Origin of the sequence: Jiangella endophytica, assembly GCF_003427025.1 — a bacterium.
GTDB classification, from domain to species: Bacteria; Actinomycetota; Actinomycetes; order Jiangellales; family Jiangellaceae; genus Jiangella; species Jiangella endophytica.
Window position 1 is genome coordinate 32,519 of record NZ_QVAI01000012.1, and the last position, 17,352, is coordinate 49,870.

Annotated in this window: 16 protein-coding genes; 5 read left to right on the forward strand and 11 right to left on the reverse strand. The window is 72.8% G+C overall.

Features of this window, described 5'->3' with window-relative positions:
* Positions 1 to 31 precede the first annotated feature (31 nt).
* On the reverse strand, positions 32 to 628 hold the full coding sequence (locus tag DZA62_RS22395) for a GrpB family protein (protein ID WP_116951169.1): 597 nt from the start codon (positions 626 to 628) through the stop codon (positions 32 to 34).
* Positions 629 to 650: 22 nt separating this feature from the next.
* The gene (locus tag DZA62_RS22400) at positions 651 to 1,511 is read right to left on the reverse strand and encodes an alpha/beta fold hydrolase (protein WP_116951170.1); all 861 of its coding nucleotides are present in this window, start codon (positions 1,509 to 1,511) and stop codon (positions 651 to 653) included.
* 70 nt (positions 1,512 to 1,581) lie between these two features.
* On the opposite strand from DZA62_RS22400, the gene DZA62_RS22405 reads away from it, so the two are divergent.
* Complete coding sequence (locus DZA62_RS22405; protein WP_198664068.1) at positions 1,582 to 2,256, forward strand: winged helix-turn-helix transcriptional regulator; 675 nt, start codon at positions 1,582 to 1,584, stop codon at positions 2,254 to 2,256.
* Between the two features lie 61 nt (positions 2,257 to 2,317).
* On the opposite strand, the gene DZA62_RS22410 is transcribed toward DZA62_RS22405, so the two are convergent.
* Genes DZA62_RS22410 through DZA62_RS22430 form a run of 5 tightly spaced genes read right to left on the reverse strand, consistent with a single transcriptional unit; the run spans position 2,318 to position 8,251 of the window.
* Positions 2,318 to 4,612: an FdhF/YdeP family oxidoreductase gene (locus DZA62_RS22410; RefSeq protein WP_116951172.1), complete on the reverse strand. Its 2,295-nt coding sequence runs from the start codon at positions 4,610 to 4,612 to the stop codon at positions 2,318 to 2,320.
* Positions 4,609 to 5,424: an IclR family transcriptional regulator gene (locus tag DZA62_RS22415; RefSeq protein ID WP_116951173.1), complete on the reverse strand. Its 816-nt coding sequence runs from the start codon at positions 5,422 to 5,424 to the stop codon at positions 4,609 to 4,611. Before DZA62_RS22415 ends, DZA62_RS22410 begins: the two co-directional genes overlap by 4 nt.
* Positions 5,425 to 5,433: 9 nt before the next feature.
* Complete coding sequence (locus tag DZA62_RS22420) at positions 5,434 to 6,162, reverse strand: iron-sulfur cluster assembly protein (protein WP_198664069.1); 729 nt, start codon at positions 6,160 to 6,162, stop codon at positions 5,434 to 5,436.
* Positions 6,159 to 7,208, reverse strand: a complete 1,050-nt coding sequence (locus DZA62_RS22425; protein WP_116951174.1) for an amidohydrolase family protein — start codon at positions 7,206 to 7,208, stop codon at positions 6,159 to 6,161. The genes DZA62_RS22420 and DZA62_RS22425 overlap by 4 nt, the downstream gene beginning before the upstream one ends.
* Positions 7,209 to 7,219: 11 nt before the next feature.
* Positions 7,220 to 8,251, reverse strand: a complete 1,032-nt coding sequence (locus DZA62_RS22430) for an NAD(P)-dependent alcohol dehydrogenase (protein WP_116951175.1) — start codon at positions 8,249 to 8,251, stop codon at positions 7,220 to 7,222.
* A gap of 145 nt (positions 8,252 to 8,396) precedes the next feature.
* Between DZA62_RS22430 and fdhD the strand changes: the two genes are divergently transcribed.
* Positions 8,397 to 9,197, forward strand: coding sequence for a formate dehydrogenase accessory sulfurtransferase FdhD (fdhD, locus tag DZA62_RS22435; protein ID WP_198664070.1), 801 nt, complete (start codon positions 8,397 to 8,399; stop codon positions 9,195 to 9,197).
* A 13-nt stretch (positions 9,198 to 9,210) separates the two neighbouring features.
* Here fdhD and DZA62_RS22440 read toward each other — a convergent pair whose 3' ends face one another.
* The 4 genes from DZA62_RS22440 to DZA62_RS22455 all read right to left on the reverse strand — a co-directional run bounded on the left by DZA62_RS22440 (position 9,211) and on the right by DZA62_RS22455 (position 14,813).
* Positions 9,211 to 9,720 carry a GNAT family N-acetyltransferase gene (locus DZA62_RS22440; RefSeq protein ID WP_116951176.1) on the reverse strand — a complete coding sequence of 170 codons (510 nt, stop codon included), beginning with the start codon at positions 9,718 to 9,720 and terminating at the stop codon, positions 9,211 to 9,213.
* 108 nt (positions 9,721 to 9,828) lie between these two features.
* A complete protein-coding gene (locus tag DZA62_RS22445) occupies positions 9,829 to 13,224 on the reverse strand; it encodes an Ig-like domain repeat protein (RefSeq protein WP_157987836.1) in 3,396 nt (1,131 codons plus the stop codon).
* Positions 13,225 to 13,276: 52 nt separating this feature from the next.
* Entirely contained in the window at positions 13,277 to 14,002 is a 726-nt protein-coding gene (locus DZA62_RS22450; RefSeq protein ID WP_116951178.1) for a hypothetical protein, read from the reverse strand.
* Positions 14,003 to 14,159: 157 nt separating this feature from the next.
* Positions 14,160 to 14,813, reverse strand: a complete 654-nt coding sequence (locus tag DZA62_RS22455) for an O-methyltransferase (RefSeq protein ID WP_408619434.1) — start codon at positions 14,811 to 14,813, stop codon at positions 14,160 to 14,162.
* A gap of 188 nt (positions 14,814 to 15,001) precedes the next feature.
* Here DZA62_RS22455 and sigE point away from each other — a divergent pair, with 188 nt between their 5' ends.
* Genes sigE through DZA62_RS22470 form a run of 3 tightly spaced genes read left to right on the forward strand, consistent with a single transcriptional unit; the run spans position 15,002 to position 17,321 of the window.
* A complete protein-coding gene (sigE, locus tag DZA62_RS22460) occupies positions 15,002 to 15,643 on the forward strand; it encodes an RNA polymerase sigma factor SigE (protein ID WP_116951180.1) in 642 nt (213 codons plus the stop codon).
* Complete coding sequence (locus DZA62_RS22465) at positions 15,640 to 16,218, forward strand: anti-sigma factor family protein (RefSeq protein WP_116951181.1); 579 nt, start codon at positions 15,640 to 15,642, stop codon at positions 16,216 to 16,218. The genes sigE and DZA62_RS22465 overlap by 4 nt, the downstream gene beginning before the upstream one ends.
* Positions 16,215 to 17,321: a sigma-E factor regulatory protein RseB domain-containing protein gene (locus DZA62_RS22470; RefSeq protein ID WP_116951182.1), complete on the forward strand. Its 1,107-nt coding sequence runs from the start codon at positions 16,215 to 16,217 to the stop codon at positions 17,319 to 17,321. Before DZA62_RS22465 ends, DZA62_RS22470 begins: the two co-directional genes overlap by 4 nt.
* Positions 17,322 to 17,352 lie beyond the last annotated feature (31 nt).

The following is a 17,352-nucleotide window of genomic DNA, read 5'->3' on the forward strand; positions in this document are numbered from 1 at the left end:
CACCGATTTTCGGTGTGGCGACCGGCTCGGGTCAGAGCAGCCCCTGCTCGCGGAAGATCTTGTCGTAGATCTCGCGGATCACCGGTTCCTTGTGCCGGTTGTAGTCCGTGACGATGCCGCCGGACGCGGTGGTGTCGGCGGCGGCGCGCAGCTTGGCGTCGCGGTACCGCGCGAGGTCCTCGGGGTGCTCGATCAGCCAGTCGCGGAACAACCGCTGGCGGGTCACCTCCGGGCAGCCGGGACCGAAGACGTGCAGGTTGGTGTTCGGGTCGGCGTACTTCAGCGCGCGGTGCTCGTGCCAGCTCGGCTCGCGGATGACCAGCACGAATCCCGCCGCCTCGAGGTCCGGCAGGTAGGCGGGCTCGTCGGCGGGGTCGGCGACCGTGAGGTCGACGTCGATGACCGGCTTGGCCGGCAACTCCGGGACCGAGGTCGAACCGATGTGCTGCAGGCCCAGGACCCGCTCGCCCAGCGCGTCGCGGATGCGGGTCGCGACCGCCTCGTAGCGAGCGGGCCAGGCGGGGTCGTAGTCGACGACGTCGATGGGGCGCGTCTCAGGGCGGCCGTGCACCCAGACGTCGTCGCCGGGGTTGTCGCGATGCTCGGTCAGGTCGTCCGCGGGTGGCATCCAGGCACCCTACGCCCGGGCCTCATCGCGCCGTGTGCGCGACGACCTCGGCGACGACGGTGTCCCAGACGGCGCGCGGCGGGTATTGGTGTCCCATGCCCTCGAGTGGGACCAGCCGGGCGCCGGGGATCTCGGCGGCCAGCGCCTCGGCGTGCGGGTAGGGCAGCAGCGGGTCGGTGGTGCCGTGCAGGACCAGCGTCGGCGCGGTGATCTCGGCCAGGCTGGCGCGGTCGAGCTCGCCGTCGACGAGGATCCAGTGGTTGGTCTGACTGGCGGCGACGTCGGTGGTGCGGTCGTACATGCGGGCCACCGTGGCGCGCACGTGCACCTCGTCGAGCGGGATGTCGCCGCCGAACAGCCGCTCGCCATCGACCATCGCCTCCATGGCGGCGTCGCGGTCGGACCAGTCCGGGCCGGGCTCCTCGGAGGCGAACACCTCGGCGAGCTGGGGCGACATGGGCGGCAGGTCGGGACGGTCCGGGCTTGCGGGCCCCGCGGGGCTGGTGGACTGCAGCGTCAGCGACAGCACCCGCGCCGGGTACTCCACGCCCAGCTGCTGCGCGATGCCGCCGCCCATCGACACGCCGTAGAGGTGCGCGGCGGCGACGCCGTAGCCGTCCAGCACCGCCAGGGCGTCGGTCATCAGGTCGGCGCCCGTGTAGCCGGGTGAGCCGGCCGGGTATGCCGTCGACCGGCCGGTGTCGCGGAAGTCGTAGCGAACGACGAAGCGACCGGCCGCGGCGAGCCGCGAGCAGAACTCGTCCTCCCAGTAGTCCATGGACGCGGCCGCGCCGCCGATCAGCAGGATCGCCGGGTCGTCCGGCGAGCCGAACGCCTCGGCGCACAGCTGCGCGTCGCCGGCCGGGATCATCTTCTCCGTCATCGCCCTCTCCTCGCTTGCTATGAAAAACGTAGTGAGTGCTATTCTTTTCATAGTTTCCAAGGAGGCGCAAGTGACCCGGACCTACGGCGAGGGCTGTCCGATCGCCCTCTCGCTCGACATCGTCGGCGAGCGCTGGGCCCTGCTCGTCGTGCGTGAGCTGCGGCTGGGCCCGCGCCGCTACCGCGACCTGCAGGAGGCGTTGCCCGGCATCACGCCGGCCGTGCTGTCCAAGCGGCTCAAGGAGCTGGAGGAGTACGGCGTGCTGCGCCGGCGCGAGCTGCCGCCGCCGGTCGCCGCCAGGGTGTACGAGCTGACCGCGTGGGGCGCCGAGCTGGAGCCGGTGTTCCAGTCGCTGGCCCGCTGGGGCGTCCGGTCGCCGGTGCTGCCGCTGACCGGCGAAGTCAGCGCCGACTCCGTCATGCTCGGCCTGCGCACCTTCTTCGACGGCAACGGCGACGGCGATGGCGAACCGCGCACGCCGTGGTCGGCGAGCTACGAGGTCGCGCTCGGCCGCGACGTCTACCGGCTGCGGGTCGAGGACGGCCGGCTGACGGAGCTGGCCCGCGGCCCGGCGGCCGACGCCCCCGACGTCCTGGTGCGAACGACGAAGCCGGCCTGGCAGGCGGTGCTCCACGGCACCGACCCGCTCGACGACGCTGTCGCGGCGGGCCGGCTCTCCGTCACCGGCGACGTCGCGGCGCTGCGCCGGCTGGTCGCCGCCCGCACCCACCCCACGCCCCGTTGATCTTGGAGTTGTTCGGCGCTACGGTCCGGAATGTCCGATAGATGGGCGAACAACTCCAAGATCAACGCGGGGGTGCGGGGGCGGGGGCGGTGGGCTCCAGCCGGACGATGACCGACTTCGAGGCCGGGGTGTTGCTGACCTCGGCGGTGTGGTCCAGCGGCACCAGCACGTTGGTCTCCGGGAAGTAGGCGGCCGCGCAGCCCAGCGCCGTCGGGTAGGACACCACCCGGAACGACGGCGCGCGGCGGTCGCCGTCGCTCCACTCGCTGACGAGGTCGACCATGGCGCCGTCGGAGAAGCCCAGCTCGGCGAGGTCGGCCGGGTTCACGAACACCACCCGGCGGCCGTCGCGGATGCCGCGGTAGCGGTCGTCGAGGCCGTAGATGGTGGTGTTGAACTGGTCGTGCGAGCGGACCGTCTGCAGGATCAGCCGGCCCCGCGGGACCCGCAGCACCTCCAGCTCGTTGACGCTGAACCGGGCCTTGCCGCTGGCGGTCGGGAACGACCGGGAGTCGCGCGGCGGGTGCGGCAGCACGAACCCGCCCGGCACCGCCACCTTGGCCTCGTAGTCGTCGAAGCCGGGGATCACCCGGGCGATGCGCCGGCGCACCGCCGCGTAGTCGGCGGCGAACGAGCCCCACGGAACGGGGCCGTCGTCGCCCAGCACCCGCCGGGCCAGCCCGCAGACGATCGCGACCTCGCTGCGTAGCTGGTCGGAGGCGGGCTTGAGCGTGCCGCGGGACGAGTGCACCGCGCTCATGGAGTCCTCGACCGTGACGAACTGCTCGCCGCCGGCCTGGACGTCGCGCTCGGTGCGGCCGAGGCACGGCAGGATGAGGGAGCGCCGGCCGGGCAGCGCGTGCGACCGGTTCAGCTTGGTCGACACGTGCACCGTCAGCGGCACCGTCTGCAGCGCCGCCGCCGTGACGTCGCTGTCCGGGGTGGCCGCGGCGAAGTTGCCGCCCATGGCCATGAACACGCCGACCCGGCCGTCGCGCATGGCCCGGATGGTGTCGACGGTGTCGTGGCCGGGCCGCCGTGGCGCGGTGAAGCCGAACTCGGTCTCGAGCGCGTCGAGGAACGCGGCCGGCGGCTTCTCCCAGATGCCCATGGTGCGGTCGCCCTGGACGTTGCTGTGCCCGCGGACGGGGCACGCGCCGGCGCCCGGACGGCCGATGTTGCCGCGCAGCAGCAGGAAGTTGACGATCTCGCGGATGGTCGGGACGGCCTTCTTGTGCTGCGTCAGGCCCATGGCCCAGCAGACGATGACGCTCTCGGCTCGTCGCACCTCGTCGACGAACGCCTCGATCGCCTCGCGCGGCAGGCCGGTCGCGGCGGCGACGTCGTCCCAGTCGAGCTTGTCCCAGGCCGCGGCGGCGTCGTCGTAGCCGGCGGTGTACTCGCGGACGAACTCGTGGTCGACGGCGCCGGCGTCGACCAGCATGCGGTTGACCGCCTGGAAGAACGCGAGGTCGCCGCCGAGGCGGACCTGCAGGTACAGGTCGGACAGCAGAGTGCCCTTCCCGACCACGCCGCGGACCTTCTGCGGGTTCTTGAACGTGTGCAGGCCGGCCTCGGGCAGCGGGTTGACGGCGACGATGCGGGCGCCGCGCCGCTTGGCCTGCTCGAGCGAGGTGAGCATGCGCGGGTGGTTGGTGCCCGGGTTCTGCCCGACGATGACGATGAGGTCGGCGTGATCGGTGATGTCGGTGAGCGAGACGCTGCCCTTGCCGATGCCGATGGTCTCGGACAGCGCCGCACCGGACGACTCGTGGCACATGTTCGAGCAGTCGGGCAGGTTGTTCGTGCCGAGCGTGCGGGCGAACAGCTGGTACAGGAACGCGGCCTCGTTGCTGGTGCGCCCGGACGTGTAGAAGACGGCGTCGTCGGGGCTGTCGAGGCCGGTCAACGCGTCGGCGACCAACCCGAACGCGTCGTCCCAGCCGATCGGCCGGTAGTGGGTGCCGCCGTCCTCGCGCAGCATCGGCTCGGTGAGCCGGCCCTGCTGGCCCAGCCAGTGGTCGGACCGTTCGGCCAGCTCGGCGATCGGGTGCGCGGCGAAGAACGCGGCGTCGACCCGGCGGACGGTGGTCTCCTCGGCGACCGCCTTCGCGCCGTTCTCGCAGAACTCGGCGAGGTGCGGTTTGCCCGGCTCGGGCCAGGCACAGCCGGGGCAGTCGAAGCCGCGCTGCTGGTTGACCAGCCGCAGGGTCTTGACGCCGCGGCGCACACCGGCCTGCTCGAGCACGGCCGCCAGCCCGTGCACGACGCCGGGGACCCCCGCGGCGCTGGTGGCCGGCGGGCTCACCCGCACGCCGGCCTCGTCGTGCTCGTCCTTGGGCGCCCGTGTGGTCATGTACCGACGGTAGCGCTCGGCGTGCGCCGATGGGCAGCCCGGAGCGCCCTCGTGACCCGTCCGGCGCCGGTGCGGACGGCCCGCTCGATGTCCCAGCGCCGCGCCTGGAACTCCGGCGACGGCAGCGAGATGGCGACCGAGCCGATGATGTCGCCACCGGGGGAGCGGACCGGCGCCGCCATGCACGACAGCCCGGCCTGCAGTTCGCCGATCTCCAGCGCGACGCTGGCCTCGCGCACGTGCGACAGGTGCCGTTCCAGATGGTCGCGCCGGACGATCGTGGCACCGGTCAGCGGCGCCAGGCCGGCGGTGTCGAGATAGCCGTGCAGCTGGTCGCGGTCCATGCCGGCCAGCATGACCTTGCCGAACGCCGTGGCGTGCGCGGACTCGTCGAACCCGACGTCGAGCTGCTGCACCCGGCGGCGCCGCTCGGAGTCGGCGATGTGCGCGATGACGATGCCGGCCTCGCGGAAGACCGCGTAGTAGGCGGCGGCGTCGGCCTCGACGTGCAGGGCGCGGATCGCCGCCGCGACGTCGTCCTCGACGGCCAGCTGGCGGTGCAGCCCGCGGTCCAGCCGCCGCACGCCGTAACCCAACGCGTAGCGGTGTTCGCTGGCGAGGTGGACGACGTAGCCGCTGTCGATCAGCGTGCTGAGCAGGTGGTAGGTGGTGGGGAGGGCGAGGCCGAGCTCGTCGGCGATGCTGCGGGCGGTGACGCCGCGCGGGTCGGCGGCCACGGCCTCCATGACCCGCAGGGCCTTGGCGACCGAGGCGATGGTTCCCGACGAGGACCGCACCATTGCCCGTCCCATTCGTCCAGCCTAACCGCCATATCGGGTGCTGAGCAGGCCGCGGCAGAATCCGGAGTTCCCCTCGATGCTGATCCGCGTGGTGCGGGCCAGGCGCAGCCGCAACGGCAGCGCGTCGGCCGGGATCGGCGCCCCGTCGTCGCCGACCAGCAGCGGCGCGTCGTCGCCGGCCGGTAGCCCCAGCCGCTCGCGCCGTCGTCGCAGCCGGGCGGTGTCCGGGGCGTCGCGCAGCCGCGCCGTGGCGAGGTCGACGCCGTCGCGTGCCAGGCGCGACGCGACCCGCTCCTGCTCCGCGGCGTGCGCCTTGCGCCAGAACGTGATCCGCAGCTCCTCCAGTTCGCCGGCGGCGAGGCCGGGGAACGCCGCGGCGAACCCGTCGCCGGCCGCGACGCCGTCGTTGATCTCGTCCGCGGCGAAGTGGTCCTCCAGCCGCACGTCGACGGCGTCGACGCCGGGCACGGCGCGGGCGGCCTCGTAGGCGTCGGCGACCATCAGGTAGGCGAAGTTCGGCGCGCAGAAGTACGTCGGCAGCCGGAGCCGGATGTGGGCGACGCGGTCCTCGACGCTCACCGCGGTGACGAAGCCCAGCTCCGTCACCGGCTCGTCCAGCTCGGGGTCGACGACGGCGTCGAGTGCACGCCAGATCGCCGGCACCGGGCCGGCGGCTGGGTTGCCGCCGGCCCGGGCGGCGTCGGCGCCGCTTGGGGGGCTCGCGGCGCGCGACGCGGTGGTGGCGCTCACGGTGCCACCGGTGCGACCGGTGCGGGTTCGGATCCGATCGCCTCGTCCGGCTCCGTCGCGCTGGGCAGACGCAGCCCGGCCGGAACGTCGAGGTCGTACAGGCGGGCGGCGTTCAGGCCGAGGATCTTCTTCTTGATCTCCGGCGTGAGGACGCCGTACTCGGACTGCATGTCCTCGGGGATCTGGAAGTCGACGAACCTCTCGATCAGCCACTTCGGCGTCCAGATGGCGTAGTCGCTGGCGAACGTGATGCGGTCGGCGCCGATCCAGTAGAGCAGCTCACCGAGCACCTGGGCGAAGTATCGCGGCCGCGAGTGGATGAACGGCATCGCCACCGCCAGCCCGCCGTAGACGTTCGGCTCCTGCGTGGCGATCCAGCAGAAGTCCTCCAGCCGCGGCAGCCCGCAGTGCTCGACGATGAACCGCAGCTGCGGGAACGCGGACGCGACGTCGTCGACGTCGGCGACGTCGAACGCGTCGCGGTTGAGCGGGTAGATGGTGGGGCCCTTGTGCACGTGGATGTTGCGGATGCCCAGCTGCTGACACCGTTCGAGGTAGCGGTACGACCACGGGTCGGACAGCTTCCAGCCCTTGGAGTCGCCCTTCCACTCCGCCGTGTACAACTTGACGCCCTGCAGGTTCCAGCGCTCCGCCAGCTGCTCCAGCCGGCCCAGCCCGGCTTCGCCGTCGCGCGGGTCCCACGAGCCGTTGACGATGAACCGCCCCGGGTGCCGTTCCGCCAGCGCGCCGTCCTGCTCCGTGGTGTTGAAGCCGTTGACGAAGAAGTCCGTGAGGTACGTGGGCTGGAAGATGGCCTTGTCGACGTAGCCCTCCTCGAACAGGTCGTGCATGACCTGCTCCTCGGTCTGGCGCTGGAAGTGCTCCAGCGACCACACCCGGTCCTCCGGACTGAGGTTGCGGTGGTAGTCGTAGAAGCAGTTGAGGAAGCCTTCGCCGTACCGGTTGGCCTGATTGGCCGGCGTGCCGTCCCAGAAGTGGATGTGGCTGTCGACGACGAAGTAGTCCTGGCCGTCCTTGCTGTACATCGGTGTCTCCTCTAGAGCGCCGGGACGAGGATGGCCCGGCCGCCGGGCACCAGGCCGTTGTCGAGGTCCGACAGCGCCTGGAGCGCGTCGTCGAACGTGTAGAGCTTCGTGTGCAGCCTGACCTTCCCCCGCGCGGCCAGGACCATCAGCTCGTCGAGATCGTTGTACGAGCCGACGAGGTTGCCGATCACGTTGATCTCGCGCGAGATCAGCTCGATCGTCGGGACGTCGACGTGCCCGCCGTACCCGATGACGAAGTACGAGCCGGCCCGCCGGGTCATCGCGACGCCGGCGTCCTCGGTTCCTTGTTCTCCGACGAAGTCGAACACCACGTGCGCGCCACCGCCGGTGAGCTCGAGCACCTGCGCGACCTGGTCGGCGCCGGATCCGACGGTGTGGTGCGCGCCCAGTTCGGCGGCGAACTCGAGTGCCTCCGCGGACAGGTCGACGACGGTGACCTCGGCCGCCGTCGTGGCCAGCAGCGTCTGCAGGCCGATGTGGCCGAGCCCGCCCGCGCCGATCACGACGGCGTGCGTGCCCGGATACAGCAGCGGCCAGGCCTTGCGGACCGCGTGGTAGGCCGTGAGGCCCGCGTCGGCGAGCGCCGCGACGTCGCGCGGCGCCAGGCTCTCGTCCAGCTTCACGACCGACCGGGCGCCGGTGAGCAGCAGCTCGGCCATGCCGCCGTCGCTGTCGATGCCGGGGAAGCGCGAGTTCTCGCAGTGCACGTCGTCGCCGCCACGGCAGGCCCGGCACAGACCGCACGTGACCAGCGGGTGCAGGATGACGTGGTCGCCCGCGGCGACGTTGGTGACGGCGGGACCGACCTCGATGACGGTGCCGGCGTTCTCGTGCCCGATGGTGTACGGCAGCGTGACGCCGCTCTTCTGCGCCCATTGCCCTTCGACGATGTGCAGGTCCGTGCGGCAGACCCCGGCCGCGTCGACCTGGACGAGCACGTCGAAGGGTTGTCTGGGTGCCGGCGCCGGCACCTCGTCGATCGAGGGTTCCTTGCCGTACTCGTGGACCCGGACCGCTCGCATCGGCACCCTCTCCCTCGTCGCCACGTTGCGCTGGTGCCAGGCAATCTGCCGCGTCCGGCAGCCGTTGGGAACGGTGCTTATCGGATGGCGATAAGTGGGTAAAGAGAAGAGGACGGGGGTCGACTCCTGACCTTACGGTGGTGCTATGGGGCAGATGACGACGCGACGGCCGGTGTTACGGCTGAGGCCCGGCCGATCGGCACGGCGCCCCGACACGCTGGCGGTCGAGGAACCGCTGCTGGTCCGGGTCGGCGGCCAGATCCTCACGTCCACCATGCGCACGCCGGGGCACGACTTCGACCTCATCGCCGGCTGGCTGGTCGCCGAGGGCGCCATCGGCGACCGCACCGACGTCGCCGGCATGAAGGAGTGCGTCGACGAGCAGAACACCATCGAGGTGACGCTCGCCCACGGCGTCGAGCCGCCGCGCGCCCGCGCCTTCGAGACCACCAGCGCCTGCGGCGTCTGCGGCGCCGACCGCGTGGTCGACGTCCGTGCCGCGCTGCGCTGGCGGCTGGCCGACGACCCCACCCGCGTCGACGTCGGCGTCCTGGCCACACTGCCCGACCGCATGCGCGCCGAGCAGCGCGTGTTCGATCGCACCGGCGGGCTGCACGCGGCCGGCCTGTTCACCGCGACCGGTCAGGTGGTGGCCGTCCGCGAGGACGTCGGCCGGCACAACGCCGTCGACAAGGTCATCGGGTCGGCGTTCATGGGTGGGCTGCTGCCGCTGTCCGGTCACGTGCTGCAGGTCAGCGGCCGGGCGTCGTTCGAGCTGGTGCAGAAGGCGGCCGCCGCGGGCGTGCCGGTGCTGGCCGCCGTCTCGGCGCCGTCCAGCCTCGCGGTCGACCTCGCCGAGGAGTGCGGGCTGACGCTGGTCGGCTTCGTCCGCGGCGGTGGCATGAACGTCTACACGTACCCCGACCGCGTCCGCGTCGCCGTCTGACGCCGGACACTGCTCAGCTCGCGGGGACCCAGTAGCGCAGCTTGCCGTGCCGTTCGTCCTCGAAGACGCCGCCGGCGGCCTCGATGACCTTGCGCGAGGCGACGTTGTCGACGTCGCAGGTGACGAGGGCGGGGTCGATGCCGAGCTTGGCCGACCACGGCATGGCCTGCTGCAGCATCGCGGTGGCGTGGCCGCGGCGTCGCGCCGACGGGCGGACGTCGTAGCCGATGTGGCCGCCGTAGTCGCGCAGCCACGGGGTCAGGTGGTGCCGGATGGACAGCCGGCCGAGGAAGAGCGGGCCGTCGACGTACCAGAGGTGGGTCGACGGCACCATGCCGCGCGAGCGCGGCGCGTCCTCGCGCTCGTCGTCGATCTGCCGGCGGACGTACGTGGCGAACCCCTCGGGCCGGACCATGTCGGCGAGCTGGAGGTCGTCGGCCCATCGCGGCTCGTAGCCGGGCTCGCCGACGGCCTCGAGCCACGACTCGTGGACCTCGACGGTAGGGCGGACCAGTTCCGGCACGAGATCTATCGTGCCCGGTAACCAGCCGGTCAATCGCGCGGATCGCGGAATCGGCCGTATTTCGCGGCGCCCGGCCGCCCCGCCGGTCGGGCGGGGCGGCCGGACCTGCTATCGCTGGGCGCGGAACACGAACCGCGCCTGATCGGGCAGGTGGTTCGGATCGCCGTCGTAGGACGCGACGACGCTGTACGGCCCCGGCTTCAGACCGGCGGCGGTCTCGCAGCTCGCCGTCCCGTCCTCGACCACCGCGACGCAGAGCGTCGAGCCGCGCGAGTCGAATCGCACCTCGCCGGTCGCCGACGGCGCGAGGGTCGCCGTCAGCACGGCCGGCTCGCCGGGCGGGACGGGGTCGTTCACCGGGCCGGCCGCGAACTCCGCGGGCGCCCGCCGGACCGTCACCCGGGCGGTGCCGGTCGACGGCGCGTACTCCGCGTCGCCCGAGTACGCCGCCGACACCTCGTGCGTCCCCGCCGGCAGGATGCCGAGGGAGCAGCTCGCCACGCCGCCGGTCACCGTCGCGACGCACGCCGCCCCACCTGCCAGGCCGAACGTGACCGTCCCGGTCGCGCCGGAGGGCGTCACCGTCGCCGACACCTCCACCGGCGTCCCGTACGTCTGCGTCACCGGCCGCGCCGTGACCTCGGACGCCGCCGAGCCGGCGCCCGCACCCGTGGTGAACTCCCAGATCGGCGACCTGGCGTAGTAGCCGTCCGGGTCGGTCGCCTGGGCGTACCACTGGTACGTGGTGTCCGGCGTGAGTCCGTCGACGGTGACCGCCGCCCGCTCGCCGGAGGTCACGCCCGTCGCCAGGCCCAGCCGAGCGTCGCCCCAGGCGCTGACGCCGAGGCGGTCCGTCGCGATGCTGCGGGTGGGCGTGTCCAGCTGCAGCGGCGTCGTGAAGTTCTCCGCCGCCGGGTCGCCGAAGGCGCTGTCCGCCTCGGGGGTGAGCACGGAGAACGAGTCGTGTGTCATCGTGCCCGCGACGGTGTCGAAGTCGATCGTGCGCATCCAGCCGCCGCCGGCGGTCGGCAGCTCCTGGGTGTCGTAGAGGACCTCGACCACGACCCGGCCGTCCTCGAGGTGCTTGATGTTGTAGGCCGTGTTGTGGATGTGCCCGCACAGCACCAGGTCGACGTTGTCGTTCGGCACCACGATCTCGTCGAAGATCCGCTGGCCGGGACCGGTGAACACGCCACCGCCGCCGATGTACCAGTGCGTCGCGATGATCACGTTGTGGTCCGGGTGCGCCTGGATGATCTCGTTGGCCCAGGCGATCTCCGCGTCGTCCAGCGTCCAGTCGAGGTACATGACGAGGAAGTCGGCCTTCGGCGTCGACAGCACGTCGTAATGCTGGACGTTGTCGGCCACGGTGCCGCCGTACCAGGGGTTGTCCTCGTACCGGTCGCCGCCGAAGTGCTCGCGGTAGGGCCGGTACTCGCCGCCGCCGACATCGTCGTGGTTGCCCGGCACCAGGCCGTACGGGAAGCCGGCCTCGTCCCAGGTGCGCATGATCTCCGACGCGCGGGCCCACTCGATCGCGGCATTGGGCGTCTGCACGATGTCGCCGGTGTGCACGCCGTAGCTGAGGTCCTTCGCCGCCCGGTTGGTGACGACCCAGTCGACCATCTTCTGGTAGGTCTCCGGCTCCTTGTTGGAGTACCACTGGGTGTCGCTCATCCAGGCGAACGAGACGACGTCGTCATCGTCGACGACGGCCGCGCCGGCGTCCTGGACCAGCACCTGGGCCACGCCCTCGCGGACGGTCTCGTCGACGCGCACCTCGCCGCTCAGCGTCAGCGGCCGGCCGCCGTCGCCGTCGGCGAGCAGCTGCCACGACCGGGTCGCGTGGTTCCACACCAACAGTTCCGCGCGGTGCCCCCGCGGGACCTGGCCCGCCCATTCGACGGTGAACCGGGCCGCATCGATGTCCGCGGGCACGGTGACCTCGAACTGCTGGAACGGGTAGGCGCCCTCGGCGCTGGTGGTCAGGGCGTCGTCGTCGGCCTCGGCGACGGCGTCCGCGTCGGCGACCGGGTCGCCGGTGCCGCGGCCGGGCCGCGCGTTCGCGGACGTGCCTTCGCGGACGACCGCGGCGCCGGCGGCCTCGTAGCCGCGCTTGAACTCGACGGCGAGAACGTCGCCGGCCGGGTCGAGCGCCGTCACGGACAGGTCGGCCGCGCCCGGCGGCACGTCGGTCGCGCCGTCGGCCGGCCCCGGGTCCGACGGAGCGTCGGGCTGGTTGCCTGCGGTCGTGAACGTGACGGTGCTGGTGCTGGTGTTGAGCAGCCCGTCGGTGGCGGTGGCGACCAGCGTGTGCTCGCCGTCGGTGACCGTTTCCGGGTCGATGACGGCGCCGTCGGCGATCGGCTCGCCGTCCAGTTCCAGCTCCAGCTCGTCGACGCCCGCGGGGTCGTTCGCCACCACGTCGACCGTGACGGTCACACCGTCGTAGGTCGCGCCGTCCCGCGGCGAGCGCACGGTGATCTCCGGGCCGGTCGCGTCGACGCTGAACTCGACCGTCTCGGTCTCGGCCGTGCCGTCGTCCGCGGTCGCGGTGACCTCGACCGTGTGCGTCCCCGTCGCGACCTCGGTGAGCTGCGCGTCGAACGTGCCGTCGACCCGGCCCAGTGACACCGGGTCGCCGCCGTCGAGCCGGAACGACACGTCCGTCGGCCGGGTGACGACGCCGGTCAGCGCGACGGTGCCGCCGCCGATCTGCTCGCCCGGCCGCGGCGACAGCAGCGTCACGACCGACTCCTCGTCCTCGAACGCGGCGTCGGCGAGGACGGCGACCTGCTCCGCCGTCAGCGCCTGGCTGTAGACGCGCGCCGACTCGATCGAGGACAGGCTGTACGACTGGAGGGCACCGTTGCTGGCCGCGTCGGCGCCGAGGACCCAGTTCTGCGCGTGCGCGGGCGGCAGCCGCAGCGCGCCGGTCGCGGCGATCTGCGACGCGACCCGGCCGTCGACGTACAGGAAGAGCGTGGAACCGTCCCAGACCGCCGTCGCGTGGTACCAGCGGCCGGGTTCCAGCCGCGCGTTGATCCGCTTGTACGCGCCGCCGATGTGCGCCCACACCTCCATCACGCCGCCGCCGACGTCGATCGCGATGCCGCCGCCCTCGGCGTCGGAGCAGACGTTGCCGTGCTGGTCGGGGCTGTCGCCGTCGAACCGGAACACGCACTCGACGCTGAACGACGTGGTCAGCTTGCTCCACTGGGCGGTGAACGGGTAGACGAGCGCGTCGTCGCCGTCGAAGGTCGCGACGGTGCCCGGCACGCCCGGGTCGGTGCCGTAGACCGGCGCGCCGACCGTCCGCGCGGGCAGGTTCTGGGTGTGCTCGACCGGGGTGCCGTCCTCGAAGTCGACGTCGAGGACGTCGGCGTCCGGCACCACGACCGGAGCGGCGGTGACGGTCGACGAGACCGTGACGTCCTGGGTGGCCTGGCCCGGCGGCACGGCCAGGCCGCCGGCCAGCAGGCCGAGGCCGGCGACGGCCGCCACCGTTCGGAGTCGTCGATGCTGATGGGGGTGCGATCTCACGGCGATGCGCTCCTCAGGAGTGGGGATGTCCGGTGCCGACGCCGTCAGCGGACGGCTCCGGCCGCCGGCGGCGTACGAGGAGGGTCACGGCGGCGGCGGCCACGGTCACCGCGGCGAGCACGGTGCCCACCTGCGGCAGCGCCCGCCTGGCGAGGCCCGCGCCGTCGGTCGTCGTCGCGGCCGCCGCCGGGTCGAACGCCCACTCGGCGGTGTCGTCGGCCAGCGTGTAGACGTGCCCCTGGTCGCCGGCGCCGGTCGCGAGCGTGCGGTAGGCCGCGTGCAGGTCGGTGAGTGTCGAGATCGACACCTCGGCCGTCCGCACCGGCCCGGCGCAGGTGAAGGAGAGCTCGGCGCCGTCGTCGGCCAGCCGGTCCAGCGCGCCGACGGACCCGGCGCAGTCCTGCCCGCCGGCCCGCACCCTGATGCGCTCCAGCAGGTAGCCGGCGAACTCGGGCGCCGCGGCCAACGCGTCGACGTCGGTCGGGTCGGACTCCTCCGGGACCAGCGCGCCGTCCTGGTAGACGAACGTCCGGCCGGACTCGACCACGCGCAGCTCGATCGCCAGCGCGGACAGGTCGTCGGCGGCCGCCCGCCAGCTCACGTGGACGGTGTCGCCGTCGGCGCCGACCCGCGCTGTCTGCGGGTCACCGAACGGATGGGCCTGCGCGACGCCGCCGGTCAGCGCGGCCGCGGCCAGCGCCGCGGTGCCGACGCGCAGCAGGCGGCGACCTGGTGCCACGGTCCGGCCTCCCGCGGGGTCCTGGGGCGGCCCGGCGGACCCGGGCTACCGACAGGTGCCGAGCCTGGCGGCCGTCCTCGACCCGTGCGGGGCGGCCAGGTGACCAGGCCCGGTCGGCGCGGTGAACTATTGGGACAATCCACGTCCCACGGTGGTGTCAGTCGGCGCGCTTGACCGCCACGAGCAGGCCGTCGCCGACCGGGAGCAGCGCCGGCACCAGGTGGTCGTCCTCGCGGACGAGACGGACCAGCTCGCGGATGGCGACGGTCTCGGGGTCGCGCTGCGCGGAGTCGGCGACGCGGTCGTGCCAGAGCGCGTTGTCGAAGGCCACCGCGCCGCCCGGGCGGAGCAGCCGCAGCGCCTGCTGCAGGTAGTCGCTGTACTCGGTCTTGTCGCCGTCGCAGAAGACGAGGTCGTAGGCGCCGTCGGTGAGCCGGGGCAGCACCTCGAGCGCCGCGCCGGCGATGAGCCGCGTGCGGTTCGCCGCCACGTTCGCCTCGGAGAACGCCTCGCGAGCCAGCCGCTGGTGCTCGGACTCGATGTCGACGCTGGTGAGTACACCGTCGGCGCGCATGCCGGACAGCAGGTAGAGCCCCGAGACGCCGCAACCGGTGCCGACCTCGACGACCGTGCGGGCGTCGAGCGCGGCGGCCAGCACCCGCAGCGCGGCCCCGGCTCCGGGGCCGACGGGGACGGCGCCGACCTCGGCGGCGCGCTGCCGGGCGCGGCCGAAGATGTGGTCCTCGTCGAGGTAGGCCTCCGCAAAGGCCCACGACTCCGGCGTGATCGGGGTGGTGCTGCCCGTGGAAATGACGGCCTCCAGGTCGGGAACGTCCTGTGTCGCGCGCGAACTTTGTCAGTCCTGAGCTTAGGCCGTCAAGCATCCGCATCGTGGGATCCGGAACCGGGTGGGCGTCCCGGATCGTTCTGGAGGTCAGGGAACGTCGGGAATAGATGGGGGGCTTCCCTGATTGGCCACGAAAGGGGCAATGGGTGACGATGGATGTAGCGCTCGTGCCGACGAGCCGTGTCGAGGAAGGACCCCGGGTGGCCGACGTTGAGACCTGGACGCCGCCGAGCTGGGAAGAGATCGTCCGCGAGCACTCTGGACGGGTCTACCGGCTGGCGTACCGTCTGACCGGCAACGCGCACGACGCCGAGGACCTCACCCAGGACGTCTTCGTCCGGGTCTTCCGCTCGCTGTCCTCCTACACTCCCGGCACGTTCGAGGGCTGGCTGCACCGCATCACCACCAACCTGTTCCTCGACTCCGTGCGCCGCAAGCAGCGCATCCGGTTCGACGCACTGGCCGACGACGCCGCCGAGCGGCTGCACGGCCGCGAGCCGACGCCCGAGCGTGTCATCACCGACAGCATGCTCGAGGCCGACATCCAGCGGGCGCTCGAGGCGCTGCCGCCCGACTTCCGCGCCGCCGTGGTGCTGTGCGACATCGAGGGTCTCTCCTACGAGGAGATCGCGGCCACGCTGGGCATCAAGCTCGGCACCGTCCGCAGCCGCATCCACCGCGGCCGGGCCCAGCTGCGGGCCGCGCTCGACCACCGTGCGCCCGACGACGCCAGTGCGCTCAGCTTCGACGAGCACGAGGCCGACGCGCCGCGTGAACACGGAGACTCCGCATGAAACACCTCGACGAGCGGATCAGCGACCTCGTCGACGACCGCCTCGAACACCACGAACGCGACCGCGCCCTGGTCCACCTGACGGTCTGCGCGCACTGCCGCGAGGCCGTCGAGCTCGAACGCGACGCCCGCAACGCGCTGCGGTCGCTCCCCGCCCTCGCGCCGTCCGACAAGCTGGTGGCCAGCCTGATGGCGCTGGCCGAACCGGGCGAGCCGCTGCCGCCCGCCCCGCCGGCGTCGTCCACGCAGCCGGCCCCGGTGGCCGGTTGGCGCCCGCGCGACTCCAGGCCGCCGTCGGGCCCGTCCGGCTCGCGTCCGGGCGGCCGCGCCAGCCGCCGCGTCCGCGCGGTCCGCGTCGTCGCGCTGGGCATGTGCACCACCGGCGCCATGCTCATCCTGCTGGCTTCGCTCGGCGGCACCGGCAGCTCGCCCGGCACGCCCGACACCCCGGTCAGCGTCGTACCTCCGCTCGAGGAGTTCACCGTCGAGCACGCCCGCTCCACCGGCGGGCTGCCGTTCGTCGAGCCCGCCTCGCTGCTGGTGGGCACCGTCAGCTCCACCGGAGACGGCTGGTGATCTTGGGCAACCGCGTCGGGCACGGCAGGACCGGCGGGTTGGCCGCCCTGGTCGTGCCGGTCCTGGCCATGCCCCTGCTCGTGGGCGCGCTGGCGGTGTTCGTGCAGGCGGTTCCGGCCTCCTCGCGCGACGTCGGCGACGACCCCCGTGCGGTCGAGCTGCTGCGGCAGTCCGCCGCGGCGGGCGAGCACGTCTCCTACAGCGGCACGCAGTACGTCTCCACCTGGTCCGCGCTGACCCAGTCGGCGGCCTCGTCCAGCGCCGTCGTGCAGGTCCAGCACGCCGCCGGCGGCCAGACGTCGATCCGGGTGCACAACCGCCAGTCGGCGATCTTCGACGGCCGCACCGCCTCCCGGTGGCTGGCCGGCGAGGACCCCGCCGACCTCCTGCTCGGCGCCTACACCGTCCGGCTGGCCGGTGAGGACGCCGTCGCGGGCCGCTACACCGACGTCGTCGTGGCCTACCGCAGCGACGGCTCGGTCGCCGCGCAGCTCTGGCTCGACCGCGAGACCGCGCTGCCGCTGCGCCGCGAGTCGTACACCAGCGACGGCTACACGCTGTCGGCCAGCGCGTTCGTCGACATCAACGTCGGCCGCCCGGGCACCTGCTGCAAGGCCGGCGACGGCGTCGGCCCCGCGGCCACCTTCGACCGCGACGACTCCATGCTGCGCTGGGACGACATCGATCAGCTGCGCGAGGACGGCTGGCACTGCCCGGACTCCCTGGGCGAGGGCATGGACCTCTACGAGGCGCGGCGCATCGGCGACGCCATCCAGCTCAGCTACTCCGACGGCGTCATGACAGTGTCGGTGTTCGAGCAGATCGGCTGGCTCGACCCCGACCAGCTCGACGGCTACGACACCGCCGACTACGAGGACGGCGTCGTCTACACCCGCCCCGGCCCGCCGGCCCGGCTCACCTGGTCCAGCGGTGGCCGGGTCATCACCGTGGTCGCCGAGGCCCCGCTCGACAGCGTCCGCGACCTGCTGAAGAACCTGCCGCCTGACCCCGCCGCCACGCACGAGGAGAAGAAGGACGGGTTCCTCGACCGCATCGCCCGGGGCGCGCAGCGGGTGGGTTCGTGGGTCAACCCGTTCGACTGACCATCATCACGCGCGACCGGACGGTGCGTCT

Bases quoted from the DNA above. Each gene is read 5' to 3' on its own strand.
- DZA62_RS22415 (WP_116951173.1), bottom strand. From the start codon at position 5,424: ATGGGACGGGCAATGGTGCGGTCCTCGTCGGGAACCATCGCCTCGGTC.
- sigE (WP_116951180.1), top strand. From the start codon at position 15,002: ATGGATGTAGCGCTCGTGCCGACGAGCCGTGTCGAGGAAGGACCCCGG.
- DZA62_RS22430 (WP_116951175.1), bottom strand. From the start codon at position 8,251: ATGCGAGCGGTCCGGGTCCACGAGTACGGCAAGGAACCCTCGATCGAC.
- fdhD (WP_198664070.1), top strand. From the start codon at position 8,397: ATGGGGCAGATGACGACGCGACGGCCGGTGTTACGGCTGAGGCCCGGC.
- DZA62_RS22400 (WP_116951170.1), bottom strand. From the start codon at position 1,511: ATGACGGAGAAGATGATCCCGGCCGGCGACGCGCAGCTGTGCGCCGAG.
- DZA62_RS22410 (WP_116951172.1), bottom strand. From the start codon at position 4,612: ATGACCACACGGGCGCCCAAGGACGAGCACGACGAGGCCGGCGTGCGG.
- DZA62_RS22425 (WP_116951174.1), bottom strand. From the start codon at position 7,208: ATGTACAGCAAGGACGGCCAGGACTACTTCGTCGTCGACAGCCACATC.
- DZA62_RS22465 (WP_116951181.1), top strand. From the start codon at position 15,640: ATGAAACACCTCGACGAGCGGATCAGCGACCTCGTCGACGACCGCCTC.
- DZA62_RS22395 (WP_116951169.1), bottom strand. From the start codon at position 628: ATGCCACCCGCGGACGACCTGACCGAGCATCGCGACAACCCCGGCGAC.